Below are 16265 nucleotides of genomic sequence, written 5' to 3'. Positions count from 1 at the left end.
TGTAGTCAGACAATATGTAAGTAACTTAAAAACTATCCACTGATATTATACATAACTCTTTGGGGTTTTTACTTACCAAGTGCGTCAACAAAGTGTATTAGAAAAAAATAAAGGGATATTATTTGGTTTTATTTTACATTGCTTTAGGTAATATTCGAATGCTTGGAAGCATGAGATTAGTTTTTCATTGCACCTTTTATCTAATTTCAACCTTATCTAGTTCGGAACATTTATGAAACTAATCTCGGCATTGGTCTTATCCAGTTGTTTTTTAATTTTTGGGTGCAGCACACCTTCGTCTACTGAAAGTACAGATGTATACGGCCATTGGGTAATAGAGAGCGACGGTAGCGTTATGCTTGACCCTCAGCCTTCAGGACTAAAAGCTTGGCAAGGCGGGTTATTAATGGTTAGCGACCGCAGTGCAGTGCCATCGCAACGCTTACGCCTTAGAAAAATATCGATTGATAATGCCCAGCTAAGGGGGCCTAACCTTTTAATGTCTCTATCGACTAAGCTTACTCAAAGCTGCTTTGCTGATTATATCAGTGGTAACCCTGATTTAGAGGCATTGGCAATTGATCCTAATGATGACAAGGTATTTTATCTGGTTACCGAAGACGCCAGCGGCGCGGATCCTATGCCAGCAATGTGCCAGCAGAAGTATGCTAATACTGGTTCTACTCATTATCCTAGGTTGTTAATTCGTTTAGAGTTACAAAATGAAAACTCTGTGTTGATGACCCATGTTCGCCCTATTAAATTTTCTGCAGACATGGAAGTAGGGAATTTCCCCAATGATGGTATCGAAGCTATGACCTTCGGTAAAAACCGCACTTTGTATTTGGGCATTGAGAAAGACAAGCACACCCAAGCTCGTATATTTTCTTTAAAAATGGATGACGATTTTTGGGAGTCAGAAGATTTTGCCCAAGTGTCGAACCTGTCTTTAAAATTACCCCATTATTCGGATGGTAGGCACCCAATTAATGGTATGGATTATTACCAAACTCCAACAGGTGGAGAGTTTCTTATCGCAGCGGCTAGAAATGACGAGAACCTATGGGTAATTGATATCTCTGGAAAAAAAGAAACTCGCGTATTGCCACTTACATTTTATGCAGAGCTAAAAAGTGAAAGCGAAAATTGTGTGGGGTATGAAAAGATGGACAATGCTTCAATTGAGGGCGTTGCAGTATTTAATGACACCCTTTGGTTGATAAATGATCCGTGGAAAAAAATGTATCCTAACAATATTCAATGTAATCAAAATAAAGAAAATTATGAAAATTTTTCACCTTTGTTATTCAGCCTAGATATTCAACAAGCTTGGTTTCAATAAGGGCTATTTGAGTTGTGCACCTAACACTAGGTGCACAAGATAAATCTTGCTATTTTAGCTTACTGGCAAATGTCTTTTTGAATTTTGCAAGCTTAGGTGCAACCACCATATTGCAATATTGGTTTTGCGGATTATTAGAAAAGTAATCTTGGTGATAGTCTTCGGCCTGATAATAATTATTGATTGAGGTTAGCTCGGTAACTATTGGGTCTGGCCAAATTTTTTCTTCTGCAATTTCGTTTAAAATCTCACTGGCTAATATTTTTTGCGACTCATCGTGGTAATAAATTGCACTACGATACTGAGTGCCCACATCATTACCTTGGCGATTTAATTGCGTTGGGTTATGTAGAGCAAAGAATATTTCTAGAATGTCACGGTAGCTAATTAAATCTGCGTCAAAATTAACCTGCACTACCTCTGCATGGCCTGTATTACCACTACAAACTTGCTCATAGGTTGGGTTATCAAGCTGCCCACCTGCGTATCCTGCATAGGCTGATACCACACCATTAACGCTGCTAAAAGCTGATTCGATACACCAAAAACAGCCACCACCAAGGGTTGCAGTTTGAATTGTTGCCATTTTTTACTCCAACATAATATGTTTATAGCCATAATGTGGTTGTTACAGATACAAAATTCAAGTTATAAAAAATACCAAAGAATTTTAAATGTGTGTCGGAATAGTCTTATCTTATTCGTCATTAGATTGAGAGGTTTATAAACAAACCTTTTTTAAACCATTTTATAGGGGAAAATTATGCAATATTTAGCTTTAATTTATGCCGGTGAAGGCGAAGACGATGTAGACATGGAAACCTTAATTGGCCAATACCGTGCCTTTGAGGAGCAAGCCGCGAAGGTTATATTAGGAGGCAATGCCTTAGAGGCAGTGAGTACAGCAACCTCTGTGAGAGTTAGAAAGGGAAAGTCTGAATTGATTGACGGGCCTTTTGCCGAAACCAAAGAGCAGCTTGGTGGCTATTATTTAATGGAGTGTAAAGATCTGGATGAAGCTTTACTGTGGGCAGCTAAAATTCCCAGTGCCCGTTATGGCACCATTGAAGTGAGACCAATTATGATGATTGAATAAGTTATTCATGAGTCATAGGGGTGTTTTAAGCCTTGGATGAGTTAACTAGGATTTTTCGTGCTGAATCGGGGAAACTTGTCGCGTCTTTGATGTGTTTTTCTCAAGATATGCAGTTAGCAGAGGATGCCTTACAAGATGCTTGCGAGCAGGCCAGTACCCATTGGCCTGTTCAAGGTATACCTGTTAATTGTGGTGCTTGGTTACACCTAGTTGCCAAACGCAAACTTATCGATAAATTACGCCAAGTAAATGGGCGTAATGAACAGCAGAAAATTGCCTTGATTGAGCAAGCCATGTATTGCCAACCGGAGCAGGTGTCTGAGCTTGACTATGATGTTCCCGATGAAAGGTTAAGACTGATCTTTACATGCTGTCACCCAGCATTAAATGAGGATGCTCAGGTAGCACTTACTCTTAAAACCTTATGTGGCTTAACGGTCAAAGAAATCGCTCGGGCGTATTTGACCTCTGAAGTGGCAATGGGTCAACGGGTCACTAGAGCAAAGAGAAAAATTAAAACAGCTGGTATCTCTTATGAAGTGCCTAGCCATGCACAGATAAGCGCTCGTTTAGCCAGTGTGCTTAAAGTTATTTACCTTATATATAACGAGTCTTACAGTGCATATGAAGGCCAAGCACTGACTCGGCAAGATTTAGCTCAAGAAGCGATAAGGCTAAGCCGCTTGATGGTCGAGTTAATTCCTAAGGCTGAAGTACTTGGAAATGCCGCATTAATACTATTTCATGATGCTAGGCGAAAATCTCGGACCACTAGTGTTGCGACTTATATCCCTCTAGAACTGCAAGATAGGAATTTGTGGGATATGGTTAAAATTCAAGAAGCGTCCATATTACTGAATAAAGCAATGAGTTTACGGCAGCCGGGTCCTTATCAATTACAGGCTGCTATTAGTGCTTTGCACAGCACTGCGGCAACTTGGGAAGAAACGGATTGGTATCAAATTCAGTTATTATATTTGCGATTACTAGACTTTAATGATTCAGCGGTTGTGGTGTTAAATTTATTGGTTGCTATGTCTTATTGTGGCGAACTAGAAAAAGCTTACCAGGAATTATTATTGCTGGAGCCTAAGTTAAATGACTATCAACCTTATTATGCGGCTAGAAGTGATATAGAAAGTCGCATGCAGCTAACCGCTGCTGCAATTCTATCGTTAGAAAAGGCAATTAAATTAAGTAAGAACGGTAGCGAGCGAGATTTTTTAATAAGAAAACGCGCAGTTAATCTTAAAAGTTGAACCTAGAGGTTAGTTGGTTCGTAACGAATGTATAAGCTAACCTAACCGGCGTGTTTTATTGATGACTCACGAACTCACTATATTTTATGATGGCTATTGCCCTTTATGTCTTGCTGAAATGCGCAAGCTAAAAGCGTTAGATACATCACAGGCTATTGCTTTTGTTGATATACAAGAAGATAGCTTTAATCAAAATTACCCTCACTTAAATTGGCAGGCTTTGAATGCTCGCATTCATGGTTATTTAAACGATGGCCGTTTGATAAGTGGATTAGATGTCACTCACTTAGCTTGGAAATTAGTTGGTAAAGGTTGGGTATATGCACCACTTCGCTGGCCTGTTATTAGGTGGTTCGCAGATTTGGCTTACAATGTTTTTGCAAAACATCGTTATACCATTTCATTCTTGTTAACCGGTAAAAAGCGTTGTTTGCCTTGTGAAACTGCTAAAAAGGGATCTAATGTTTAAAGGTAATGCTTTGGTAATCGGAGCTTCCGGTGGTATCGGCTCCGAATTAGTTAGTCAACTAATACAATCAAATTTATATCATCAAGTCCATGCCGTTTCTCGTACACTTCCTTCTGAGCCATTAAGGGAGGTTTGTTATCATAAGGTGGACTCTGAGGATGAAGGTAATATTGCTAGTTTATGCCAATCCCTTAGAGCTCAAAATATTCAGTTCACACTAGCGATATCTTGCATAGGGGCTTTACATGGGGTTAATGACGAACACCCAGTTACGCCAGAAAAACGCCTTGAAGATATTAACAGTCGTAATCTTGATTTCTATTTTGCAACAAACGCCATCATTCCCGCTATTTGGCTCAAAAATGTAGAAAGGCTGTTGAAAGGCAAACAAGCCGCAAAGTTGGTGTTTTTAAGCGCTAGAGTGGGCAGTATTAATGATAATGAGTTAGGCGGTTGGTATGGTTACCGCGCAAGTAAGGCAGCCTTAAATATGTTGATAAAAACGGCACAAGTTGAGTTGAAAAGGCGTGCTAAAAATGTCACATTAGTTAGTTACCATCCTGGCACTGTAGATACTAATTTATCTAAGCCTTTCCAGAGCAATGTTCCCCAAGGTAAATTATTCACTGCTGATTTCACTGTGTCACAATTGTTAAATATGCTCCTAGACTTAACAACAGAAGATGCCCCCCATTACTTAGATTGGCAGGGGAAAACGATTTCTTGGTAACCTTTTTTCGTATCGATACCTGTGATGATTTTTATGCTTAAGCCTACCGGTTGCCTAACAACAAAGACATTCTGAAATTCTGCTGGTAATATCTGCCCCCAATTATAAAAATAAAATAGGACTTGTTATGAGCGCACCTCGTGAACAATTTGGCTCTCGTTTAGGTTTTATATTGGCTGCAGCGGGTTCAGCAGTCGGTATAGGTAATTTAGTTGGGTTTCCGGTTGGCGCGGCTAAAAATGGTGGTGGAGCATTTTTATTGATGTACGCCATATTTGTTGTGGCAATTTGTGTTCCTGTGATGATTGCTGAAATGACGATAGGCAGAGCTAGCCAGAAAGATCCTTTAGGGGCACTAACATCTCTGTCCGATGGTCATAAAGGGTGGCGTTTTGCTGGTTGGTTATCCATAGTCACGCCTTTTATGATTGCGGTATTTTACTTAGTTATTACTATATGGATTTTTGGTTATTTATTTGAATCTAGTATAGGAAATCTAGACTTACTGGCAGATCCTGCAACTTTTGGAAGTTTTATTTCTGGTAATAGCATTTTTATCTATATGGCAGGTGTACTAGCGATTGTATATTTGATTTTACAAGGTGGTGTAAAACAAGGTATCGAAAAAGCAGCTAAAATATTGATGCCAGCCTTGTTTATCATGCTACTTGGCATGGTTGTGTTTGTGTTGACTCGAGACAATGCTATGGCAGGTGTTTCGTTTTATTTGGTCCCTGATTTTGACAAAATTAATGCTAGTGTCATTAATGGCGCGCTTTCACAAGCATTTTTCTCTTTGTCTTTGGGAATGGGGATAATGATTACCTATGGTAGTTATATTGATAAGCGCTCTAATTTACCTTCTTCTGCAAAGCTGGTGGCATTGACCGATACGGCTGTGGCTTTTACTGCTGGTTTAATGATTTTACCGGCAATTTTCTCCTTTAATCCTTCTGTCAATCCTAGTGAGCTAAGTGAGTCTTCGGTATCTATGATCTTTTCATTTTTACCGCAAATATTTCTAGCCCTGCAAGATACTCTAGGCTATACAGGGGCAAGCGTGGTTGCTAGTACCTTCTTTTTGCTGGTCTTTTTTGCAGCAATCACTTCACTTGTGTCAATCTTCGAGGTTCCAGTTGCCGCATTAATGAGCGAAAAGGGCATAGCGCGTAAACATTCATTATTGATTTGTGGGTGCCTTTTGATTGTATTTGCACTTATGTGTGCATTCTCATTTGGCTTTTTTGATTTCTTTACCTCATTTATGAGTTACGGAGGTTCAGATACTCCCAAGTCTTTCTTTGATTTAGTGTACGACGTTTTTTACGACACTATTTTACCTTTAAATGGTTTGCTAATTTGTTTGTTTGTTAGCTACAAATGGAAGACACAAGCATTTAATGATGAACTAGATCAAGGTGCGCCAGAGTTCAAGAGTAGTTTTCTTGAACGCTATGTGAATTTTGCTCTAGGTACCTTTATCCCACTGATTTTGTTAATTATATTCGCAAATACTGTGGCTCTAAAATTCTTCGGTAGTGCCCTAATAGGCTAAGTGTAAAGAGAGCATTTGATATGATTGGCTGGGATAACTAACGGGGCTGTTTAGCCGCCAGTATTGCTATCCAATCATATCATATGGGCTAGGGTACTTGAGTGTTAAGCCCAGCTCTTTCAGGCTTTGGTTTGCGTTTATCTCTTTTCCGGCTGGTGGTGTATCGCAATCGATAAAGCTAGGCTCTGGTAGGCCTAATTGTGCCGCTGACCAAGTATAATAGTCTTTTCTGGTGGGGTGCATTAATGCACTTAGGTGAAATGTTTGCCCCCAAAGCGCTTTTTCTATCACAAGCTCGATTGCTTTAATTACATCCTCTTGGTGTATCAAGTTAACCTTGGCATTTGGGCTCTGTAAATCTACTTTTCCGGCCAAATACTTCGCTGGATGTCTGTCACTATTGACTAAACCAGATAGGCGCATGACTGCGCTATTACTCGGAAACTGTTTGGTGATTAATGCTTCGATGGCAAGATTAATTTTGCCAGATAGCGTCTCTGGCTCTGTGAGGCTTTGCTCTGTTACGACTTTATCTTCGCTACCATAGACAGAGGTTGTGCTAACAAATACAACTTTGTTTATCTTTGCTTTATTAGCCCGTTCTAAAAAAGACTGTATGCCTAGGGTAAAGCTATCATGGGTTACGGATTTTCGCCCTACAGGTATGTTTAGTATGAGTATTTGGCTGTTAAAAATAGGGCTCAGGGTTGCAGCATCTAAGTTATCGCCCAGCTCAAATTTAATGGCTTCTAAACCCATCTTGCTTAGGGCTTGACACTTTTGCTCTGAACGGCTGGTGGCCACAATATTGTGACCACATTCTTTTAATCTTAAGGCTAATGGCTGCCCTAACCAACCACAGCCTACTATGGATATTTTCACAAAGTAAATCCAAATATCGAAATGTCGTAATACTAGGTTATCACATCAAGTTAGCCTTGTTACTTATGTGCAATACATCTAAATTACGGAGCTGGCGAATACTTTTCTGTAGTTTATTTTCTGCGATATCAACCTTAGTTAATGTTTGGCATAGGGCGTTCGCGTTTGCTTCTAAGGTTGCAGCTTGGGTTTCAAATTTATGCTCTATACGTTGTCCAAAATGTTCCATTTTGTGTTCAAATTCGTCTAAATCGCCCCCACCGAAAATAATTTGAGTGCCTAGTGCTACCATTATGTGACCTATAGACTCAGCAACCAGCTCTTCTATTGTCTCTTCAAACTCTTGCTCCCATTGTGTACCCAAAAACTCGCCATCTTCAAAGGTATTTGAGTTGATGTGTATGTTGCCGTTATCTCCATAGAAGTTGTAGTGAACCTGTTGTTCTAAGTCGTACAATTTATCGGATAGGTCTTGTATTACAGAGCTATCAGCGCCTAGTAGTTCGCCAAAGACTTCATTCATTGCGCTACTGGCTAATGCTATGGCATCGGTAGCTATATTCGCTGCTTGCGGTACAGCTTGGTTGATACCATTGTAATAATCATCAACCCATTCTTGTTGTTCACTAGTTAAGCTAATGGCTTGATTGTTGATGTAAAGGGTTTTGTCTGCTGTGATGGTTAGCTCGTTGCGTCTATCAACTTGGACTTGCAACACTTTATCTTCAAGTTGTAACTCTCCATCCAACTGAATATCGCACTGATTTGCAAAAGCTGATAGTGAAATAAAAGTGAGAGTGGTAGCTAAAATAATTGAACGCATCTTGGTCTCCAAATGTATTATTTTTGATATTTTCTGTACCAGAGCAAAGCCTACGCCATAAATATAAAGTCTATAAAAAACAAGTAGATATCCTGATTATGAAGAGGGTAAGCAAGAATGAAAATTAAAAGGTTAGTGACTGTGACTAATATTTCGTAATTTAGACCATCTAATTTTTGTATTTATGCTTTTCGTCTACGAGTTTTTTGGTGCATAATATATGGAGAAAGTAATAACTAGGAATTAGCTAATGAGTAACTGGTACGAACCCATTTTATTTGGATTCACATTAATCGCGTTTGTTTTGGGTATGACTAGCCTTATTATGAGCTTTTTACCTATTAAAGAAGGCGACGACCCTATGCAATCTAGAGTCGAATATGGCTTCTTTGGTGTGACAGGCTTAGTGCTTTTTGTCGTATTTATCTATGCTTTAGCCGTAGCCTAAAGTATATCAGGGCCTGTCACTAATACGTTGATAGGCTCTTAGCTTGAAGGTTGGTAAAATTGCCAACAAGTGATCAAAAATATCGCTTTGTACTCCCTCGTAGTTTTGCCATTTTTTATCCGCACAGAAACAATAAACCTCAATAGGTACACCTAATTCGGTCGCTGGCATTTGCCTGACTATTAGGGTCATTTCTTTGTTAATCATGGGATGGTTTTCTAGGTATGCTGCCATGTAAGCACGCAGTGTCCCGATGTTTGTAAGCCTGCGGCTGTTAACGAGATCTTCAGTATCAATATTTTGTTCTTTATGAAAATTTTGCAACTCTTCAAGTTTGTGCTGAATGTATTCTTTAATGTAACGTATTTTTGAAAAGTCATTTAACATCTGCTGATCGCAAAATTGAATGCTTTGTATATCAATATAGACTGAACGCTTAATACGCCTTCCACCAGACTCTGACATTCCTCGCCAGTTTTTTACAGAATCAGTGATAAGCGCATATGTTGGAATAGTAGAAATAGTTTTATCCCAATTCTGAACTTTTACAGTGGTTAAGCCTACTTGCAGAACATCACCATCTGCTCCGTACTTTGGCATTTCTATCCAATCGCCAGTATTTACCATACGGTTTGCGGCAATTTGAATACCCGCTACAAAGCCAAGTATGGTGTCTCTAAACAACAATAATAAAATAGCGGTTACTGCGCCTAAACCAGAAATCAGTAACAGAGGTGATTTATCTAATAAGTTAGAAATAATCAGTAGTGCGGCAACGACAATTATGAACAGTTTACCAACCTGTATGAAGCCAGTAATGGGGGCTTTCTTAGCTAAGTTCGAAGCATTGTAAGTATCTTCAACTGTATTGAGTATGGCACTTGCGGCTAGTACGGAGGCAACCAATACATAGACAACGGCTGATTTTTGTAAAAATGTTAGTAGTAGTGCGTTATCTATCAACAAAGAGCTTAATAAATATAGCAAGATAGCAGGAACAATATGGCCTACTCTTCTAAAAAAGTTATGTCTGTGTAACTCGTCATCAAAGGTATTTTTACTTTTACTTATTATTCGGCGAATACGGCTATGTAGTATACTTTTTGTGAGCCAATTGCTGGCCCATGCTAATAGTAAAATACCTGTTAGAGCAGTAGCTTGGAAAATCCAGCTTTGCTCAGATACATGAAAACCAAAATATTCTATCAGTGATAACAATTTTTGACTGAGGTACTCACTCTTTTCCATTTTAATCTCGATTTAGGTTTAATCGTTAGTCGCGGTTGATTAATCTGTGCCTTTGGTATCTGACATTGAATGTAAGCGCTGGTCTTTTTGTAACCAAAGATTTGTTAACCAGCGCTGAAATTTAACCCTCTGCTCTGGGTTATTAAAATAATCTGGTCCGTAGATATCATTTTTCAAAATGTCTTCAATTGCGTGAATTTGAATATCAACTTTGACATGGCTTACTTTACCGCATACAAAATCCCAGAAACTAGGGGTGCCTTCTGGATAGTGTATGGTAACGTCTAACAATTTATGGAGTTGCTCGCCCATAGCACCTAACACAAATGCCATACCGCCAGCCTTAGGTTTGAGTAAGTGTTGAAACTGACCTGAAAGCCTTTGTTGTTTTTCTTCTGTTAGGCGAGTCCCCTCAACAAAATTCATAATACTGACGGGTTTATATTTAAATTTTTCACAGGCTTTACGGGTATTTTCTAAGTCTTTACCTTTTAAGTGTGGTTTTTTAGCGATGAGTTTTTTGCTGTACCTGTGCATGAAAGGGAAATCTAGTGCCCACCAAGCAATCCCTAAAAAAGGCACCCAAATTAATTCTTTTTTTAAGAAAAACTTCAAGAAAGGAATTTTGCGGTTAAATACCCTTTGTAACACTAAAATATCTACCCAAGACCTATGATTAGATATGACTAAATACCAGTCTTTTTGACTTAAGCCTTCTAACCCAGTGACCTCAATTTTGGTTCTGCTAAATAGAAATTGATTAAAGCTGTTAACACTTATCCATAGTGTGGCACATCCATCTAACAGGTAGGACATAAAAGTTCGCCATATCTCAATGGGAATAAGTTTGAGAAATGAAAAAATCAAGATAGGAACTAACCAAAAAATGGTATTAAAGAAATAAATGATAACGGACAGTGCGCCCAACAATGAAAAAAACATGGTATTCAACATAACTACTACTCCAAAACTTGCACAAGTTTAAACTAAATTCCTTCCAAATATGTAGTAGTTCTTTATTAGGGATTTAAGAGTTATAAATGTTTTGTAACACTTTTGGGGGGGAACTATTAAGTAATAGCCAAGCCTGATGGGTATAAAGTCTTTTAAAGTGTGAGTTTGTATATCATTATTCCATTTGAAATTTTATTAGAAGGATATTTTTCGTAGTGAAAAAACATATTTTATTAACTGCTGGTATCGCAGCTATTTTGAGTTTAAACGCGTGCAGTGTGAAAGAGTCACATCTTGATTCTTCATCTACAAGCAATGACATTGTGGTTCCGGCTGGTTTTAAAAAAATTACTTCTGTGGTGAAAAACTCAGAAGAACTGATTATTCCTTTTAATAAATATGAGTTAGACAATGGTTTAACTGTGGTGTTACACCCAGATAAATCAGATCCCTTGGTGCATGTTGATGTGACTTACCATGTTGGCTCTGGCAGAGAAGAAGCAGGTAAGTCTGGTTTTGCCCACTTTTTTGAGCATATGATGTTTCAAGGTTCTGAAAATGTAGCAGACGAACAGCACTTTGCTTTAATTACCGAGTCTGGAGGTACGTTAAACGGGTCAACCAACACGGACCGCACTAATTACTACGAGACGGTACCAGCTAATCAACTGGAGCGTATGCTTTGGTTAGAGTCCGACCGCATGGGTTTTTTCCTTGATGCGGTAACCACTGAAAAATTTGAAAATCAAAGAGAAACCGTTAAAAACGAGCGGGGACAAAATTACGATAACCGTCCTTATGGTTTGTTAAGAGAGCGTATAAATGAGGCAATGTATCCAGAAGGGCACCCCTATTCATGGTTAACAATAGGTTATATTGAAGACTTAAACCGAGCTGATTTAAATGACCTTAAAAAATTTTTCTTACGTTGGTATGGTCCAAATAACGCTACGTTAACCATAGGCGGGGATATGGATGAAGCCCAAACTTTAGCTTGGGTAAAAAAATATTTTGGAGGTATTCCTAGAGGTCCCGAGGTGATTGATCCTACTTATACGCAAGTTACCTTGCCTGAAGACCGTTATATTTCAATGGAAGATAATGTTTCTTTACCTTTGATGTATATGGCATTTCCTACTGTCCATCTGAATCACCCTGATGAAGCGCCCTTAGACGTTTTAATGTCAATTTTAGGCTCTGGTAAAACTTCTCTTTTATATAAAAATATGGTTAAAAATGGCAAGGCAGTTCAGGCCCAAGCAGGCCATGCTTGTCAAGAATTAAGTTGCCAATTTAGTTTATACGCCTTGCCTACTCCTGGAACATCACTAGCTGAATTAGAAACCATTGCCCGAGCGTCGTTAGAAGAATTTGAGAGCAGGGGGGCTGAAGATGATGATCTTGAACGTGTCAAGGCTGGCATAGTATCAGGAATGGTATATGGCCTTGAAAGTGTTAGTGGTAAGGTCAGTCAGCTTGCTGCCTATCAAACATTTCGTAATAATCCAAATGGTATTGGTGATGATGTAGCTCGTTATGAGAATGTCACCAAAGACGATGTGATGAGAGTTTATAAAAAATACATCAAAAGCCAACATGCCGTTATCATGAGCATCGTACCTAAGGGGCAAGGGGATAGTATCGTAAAGCCTGATACGTGGCAGCGTTACGAACGTACAATTCCTAAAAGTGGTGCAGAAACTGAGTTAGCATTGCGTCCAGGAAGTTCTGATTTTGACCGTTCAGTTGTACCTGCTTCAGGTAAGAATCCAAGTATTAGTGTCCCCGAGATTTATCGGACACAAACTAAAAATGGTATTCATGTTTTAGGCGCAATTAATAATGAAGTGCCAACCACTGCAATTCGATTACTTATTCCTGCCGGGCAAACCAGAGAGACTGTTGAAAAGTTAGGGTTAGCTTCGTTAACTGCAGCCATGATGGGAGAGGCTACCTTGCAATCTAGTGCTGAGGATTTATCGAATCAATTGCAAAAGCTTGGCTCACAGGTAACTTTTAGTGCAGGAGACCAGTTTACAACCGTCAATATCAGAACATTAACTAAAAATTTAGAAGCGACAGTTGCACTCGCAATTGAAAAACTTACCCAACCAAAATTTGCTCAAGACGATTTCTTACGTTTGCAAAAACAGCAGATTGAAGGCTTAAAAAATGCCAAGAAAAACGCCAGTACCACTGCAACTAATACCTTTAACAAGCTAGTGTTTGGTGCAAATAATAGTTTTGCTTACGATGGAAACGGTATAATTGATACCGTTGAAAAGCTTACCTTAGATGATGTTAAGAGCTTTTACGATCGGCACTACGGCCCTGCAAAATCAGAGTTAATAGTAGTAAGTAATCTTGATGAACAAGGTGTTAAGTTTGCGATATCTCCTTTAGAGTTATGGCAAGGTAAGACGAGCGACAACCCTGAAATTAAGGCATTCCCAACCTTAGCCGCTGGAACTTTGTATTTTGTTGATAAACCCGATGCTGCACAGTCAGAAATACGTATTGGTAAGCGAGCTCTTAAGTATGACGCTACTGGAGAGTATTACCGAGCAGATTTAATGAATTACAATTTAGGTGGTGCCTTTAATAGTCGTATTAACTTAAACCTGCGAGAAGACAAAGGTTATACATACGGGGCCCGCTCGTTTTTTAGTGGTAATGACATACGTGGCTATTACAGAGCTCAAGCTGGCGTGCGTGCCGACACAACAGCGGATTCTATTGTGCAATTTAGAAATGAAATTGAAACATTTGCTGAGAAAGGTATGACTGCTCAGGAGCTACAATTTGTCAAAAATGCTATTGGTCAAAGAGATGCGCGTAGCTTCGAAACACCTAGACAAAAGTTAGGTTTTTTATCGACCATAATGAATTATGATCTAGATACTTCTTTTAAAGATGAGCAAAACGCTATTCTTGCTAATATCACTAAAGATGAACTCAACGAGTTAGCGGCAAAACACCTTGACGTAAACAACATGATAACTGTTGTTGTGGGTGATAAAGAGACAGTCTTTGAGACCTTACAACCTTTGTTTGATAAAATTATAGAATTGGATGCTGAAGGTAATCCTATATGATTAGTCGCTAGTCAATCGATACCTAGCCACCATTTTTCATCCATGGTGGCTATTTTGTTTGAAGTTCAGTCCTATATGCGACCCTTACGCCATAGAGATTAAAGATAAGCAAGGAAGAACTGCAATGATGAATCAAGCAAACACTATTCTAAACAACGTATTCGGCTTTGAGCAGTTTCGAGAGTCCCAAGAAGCGATTATCAGCAACGTGTTACACAAGCAGAATACCTTGGCAATTATGCCAACAGGTGGCGGTAAATCTTTGTGTTACCAAATCCCAGGTACAGTGTTTGATGGTTTGACCATTGTTATTTCACCCCTTATCTCTTTGATGCAAGACCAAGTTAGGCAGCTTAACGAACTCGCCATTCCATCTTGCGTGCTGAATAGTTCTCTTTCAGACATCGATTATCAAAACAATTTAGATGGCATCAAACAACAACAGATTAAGTTGTTGTTTCTAGCTCCAGAAACCGCGTTACAAACTAATATTTTAGACCTACTCAGCAATTGCGATGTGGCTTGTATTGCCATTGATGAAGCCCACTGTATTTCAGAGTGGGGCCACGACTTTCGCCCTGAATACCGTCAGCTAAATCGTCTTATTGAATGTTTTCCTACGGCCGTGTGTATCGCCTTAACTGCGACTGCTACGCCTAGAGTGCGAGAAGATATTAAGCGCCAGCTGAATATAGTCGACACTAGCGAGTTTATTTCAAGTTTTGACCGCCCCAATTTGTTTATTGGTGTTATTCCTAAAGATAATCCTTATCTACAGTGTAAAAAGTTTGTTGAGCAGCACCCAGAGCAGTCAGGAATTATTTATTGCCAATCGCGCAAAGGCGTTGATGAACTTACCTCCAAATTAAAGCTGGATGGTTTTTCAGTGTTGCCTTATCACGCAGGACTAAGCAGTATTAAGCGTAGTGAATACCAAGAACGTTTTATTCGAGATGACGTAAACATCATAGTGGCAACTATTGCCTTTGGTATGGGTATCAATAAACCCGATGTGCGTTACGTATTACATTACGATTTGCCAAAAAATATTGAAGGGTATTATCAACAAATTGGTCGCGCAGGTCGTGATGGTTTAGCCGCCGATTGTTTATTGTTATTTGGTTACGGTGATACAGGTAAAATTCGTTTTTTTATCGAACAGATGAGCAACGAGCAAGAAAAACGTTTGGCCAACGTACACCTCAATCAAATGTTGGCGCTGGCAGAAGCGGAAGATTGCAGACGCACACCTTTGCTGGCTTATTTTGGTGAAAGGTCAGTTAAAGAAAATTGCGCTAACTGTGATAACTGCACTGGTGAAAGCAAAGAGAAATCAGATTTAACCGTACCCGCCCAGAAGTTTTTATCCTGCGTGCATCGTACTGGTCAACGATTTGGTGCTAGCCATATTATTGATGTGTTGCGAGGTTCTAGTGCCGAGAAGGTATTACAAAACCAGCATAACTTGCTTTCAACCTACAACATCGGCAATGAGTTTAATAAAAAGCAATGGATGGCTTTGGCGCGGCAACTCATCCAAAAAGGTTTACTCAACCAAGAAGAGCAATTTGGCGGTTTAAAGCTCACTCAAAAAGCCGCAGACGTTTTAAAAGGTAAGGTGCCATTTTTTGCATTATTACAACAACCAGTCGCTGCAAGCTGTCATGCTTCAAAAATTCAATCTAATCCTGGTGATCAAAAATTAGTTGCGATATTAAAAGTCGATCGTAAACGTTTAGCCGATGAAGCTAATCTACCTCCTTATGCTATTTTCTCTGATCGCACACTTAACGAAATGGCTTATTACTTTCCCCATTCTCAAGAGAATTTGTTACGTATTCATGGAGTAGGGCAAGCTAAGTTAGATAAATACGGAGAGCATTTTCTCGCTCTTATTAGCGATTATTGCCAGCAAAATAATATTGATGAAGTTGCCAATACTCAAACGGCTAGTAAAGCTACGGTAAGTAAAAGTAAAAGTAAAAGTAGCAGTAGCAGTAGCAACGCCAGTAGCCGCAGTGCCGAAATTGTTAGTGCTTATCAGGCGGGGCAGTCTATTGGGTCTTTAGCCGAACAGTTTAAGGTAAAAAGTGGCACCATCCTTAATCATCTATATCGGTATGCGCAAGATGGGCATAAGTTTGCACAACCTACATTGCTGTTGGAGCAATCGGGTTTGAGTCAAGGTCAAATCGATTTAGCTTTAGCTGCATTTGCAGAGCATTCCCACGAGCGTTTAAAACCTGTTTATGATGCTCTGAATGAAAAAGTGAGTTATGACCAGTTACATTTACTGAGGATTTATTTTGTCAATCAGTTGGCTGAATAACGAGTTTTCTGACTGCCTCAGCAGCGCTATCGAGC

General features: G+C 39.3%; 14 protein-coding genes. 9 read left to right on the top strand and 5 right to left on the bottom strand.

Going from position 1 to position 16265, the window contains the following annotated elements:
* The first annotated feature begins 232 nt into the window (after positions 1-232).
* On the top strand, positions 233-1342 hold the full coding sequence (locus EOK74_RS09530; protein ID WP_133469776.1) for a hypothetical protein: 1110 nt from the start codon (positions 233-235) through the stop codon (positions 1340-1342).
* 49 nt (positions 1343-1391) lie between these two features.
* Here EOK74_RS09530 and msrA read toward each other — a convergent pair whose 3' ends face one another.
* Entirely contained in the window at positions 1392-1928 is a 537-nt protein-coding gene (msrA, locus tag EOK74_RS09525; RefSeq protein ID WP_133469775.1) for a peptide-methionine (S)-S-oxide reductase MsrA, read from the bottom strand.
* A gap of 177 nt (positions 1929-2105) precedes the next feature.
* On the opposite strand from msrA, the gene EOK74_RS09520 reads away from it, so the two are divergent.
* The 5 genes from EOK74_RS09520 to EOK74_RS09500 all read left to right on the top strand — a co-directional run bounded on the left by EOK74_RS09520 (position 2106) and on the right by EOK74_RS09500 (position 6451).
* Positions 2106-2438 carry a YciI family protein gene (locus tag EOK74_RS09520; RefSeq protein ID WP_133469774.1) on the top strand — a complete coding sequence of 111 codons (333 nt, stop codon included), beginning with the start codon at positions 2106-2108 and terminating at the stop codon, positions 2436-2438.
* A 32-nt stretch (positions 2439-2470) separates the two neighbouring features.
* A complete protein-coding gene (locus EOK74_RS09515) occupies positions 2471-3697 on the top strand; it encodes an RNA polymerase sigma factor (protein ID WP_133469773.1) in 1227 nt (408 codons plus the stop codon).
* Between the two features lie 61 nt (positions 3698-3758).
* Positions 3759-4166 (top strand): thiol-disulfide oxidoreductase DCC family protein, encoded by a 408-nt coding sequence (locus EOK74_RS09510; protein WP_133469772.1) that lies wholly within the window; start codon positions 3759-3761, stop codon positions 4164-4166.
* Positions 4159-4896, top strand: a complete 738-nt coding sequence (locus EOK74_RS09505; protein ID WP_133469771.1) for an SDR family NAD(P)-dependent oxidoreductase — start codon at positions 4159-4161, stop codon at positions 4894-4896. The genes EOK74_RS09510 and EOK74_RS09505 overlap by 8 nt, the downstream gene beginning before the upstream one ends.
* A 127-nt stretch (positions 4897-5023) precedes the next feature.
* Positions 5024-6451, top strand: a complete 1428-nt coding sequence (locus EOK74_RS09500; RefSeq protein WP_133469770.1) for a sodium-dependent transporter — start codon at positions 5024-5026, stop codon at positions 6449-6451.
* Between the two features lie 66 nt (positions 6452-6517).
* Here EOK74_RS09500 and EOK74_RS09495 read toward each other — a convergent pair whose 3' ends face one another.
* Positions 6518-7333, bottom strand: a complete 816-nt coding sequence (locus EOK74_RS09495; RefSeq protein WP_133469769.1) for an NAD-dependent epimerase/dehydratase family protein — start codon at positions 7331-7333, stop codon at positions 6518-6520.
* Positions 7334-7373: 40 nt separating this feature from the next.
* Positions 7374-8156 (bottom strand): DUF2884 family protein, encoded by a 783-nt coding sequence (locus EOK74_RS09490; RefSeq protein ID WP_133469768.1) that lies wholly within the window; start codon positions 8154-8156, stop codon positions 7374-7376.
* A 250-nt stretch (positions 8157-8406) separates the two neighbouring features.
* Here EOK74_RS09490 and EOK74_RS09485 point away from each other — a divergent pair, with 250 nt between their 5' ends.
* Positions 8407-8604 (top strand): hypothetical protein, encoded by a 198-nt coding sequence (locus tag EOK74_RS09485; protein ID WP_133469767.1) that lies wholly within the window; start codon positions 8407-8409, stop codon positions 8602-8604.
* A gap of 6 nt (positions 8605-8610) precedes the next feature.
* Here the strand turns inward: EOK74_RS09485 and EOK74_RS09480 are convergent, their stop codons facing one another.
* Together EOK74_RS09480 and EOK74_RS09475 are read right to left on the bottom strand one after the other, a co-directional pair.
* On the bottom strand, positions 8611-9852 hold the full coding sequence (locus EOK74_RS09480) for a mechanosensitive ion channel family protein (protein ID WP_133469766.1): 1242 nt from the start codon (positions 9850-9852) through the stop codon (positions 8611-8613).
* A gap of 39 nt (positions 9853-9891) precedes the next feature.
* Positions 9892-10806 carry an acyltransferase gene (locus EOK74_RS09475; protein WP_133469765.1) on the bottom strand — a complete coding sequence of 305 codons (915 nt, stop codon included), beginning with the start codon at positions 10804-10806 and terminating at the stop codon, positions 9892-9894.
* A 215-nt stretch (positions 10807-11021) separates the two neighbouring features.
* Between EOK74_RS09475 and EOK74_RS09470 the strand changes: the two genes are divergently transcribed.
* Positions 11022-13901, top strand: coding sequence for a M16 family metallopeptidase (locus EOK74_RS09470; RefSeq protein ID WP_133469764.1), 2880 nt, complete (start codon positions 11022-11024; stop codon positions 13899-13901).
* Between the two features lie 124 nt (positions 13902-14025).
* Entirely contained in the window at positions 14026-16230 is a 2205-nt protein-coding gene (gene recQ / locus EOK74_RS09465) for a DNA helicase RecQ (protein ID WP_133470022.1), read from the top strand.
* Positions 16231-16265 lie beyond the last annotated feature (35 nt).

Origin of the sequence: Paraglaciecola marina (assembly GCF_004360155.1) — a bacterium.
GTDB classification, from domain to species: domain Bacteria; phylum Pseudomonadota; class Gammaproteobacteria; order Enterobacterales; family Alteromonadaceae; genus Paraglaciecola; species Paraglaciecola marina.
The sequence above is the reverse complement of the archived record's forward strand: the minus strand, read 5'-3'. Positions and strand labels throughout refer to the sequence as shown.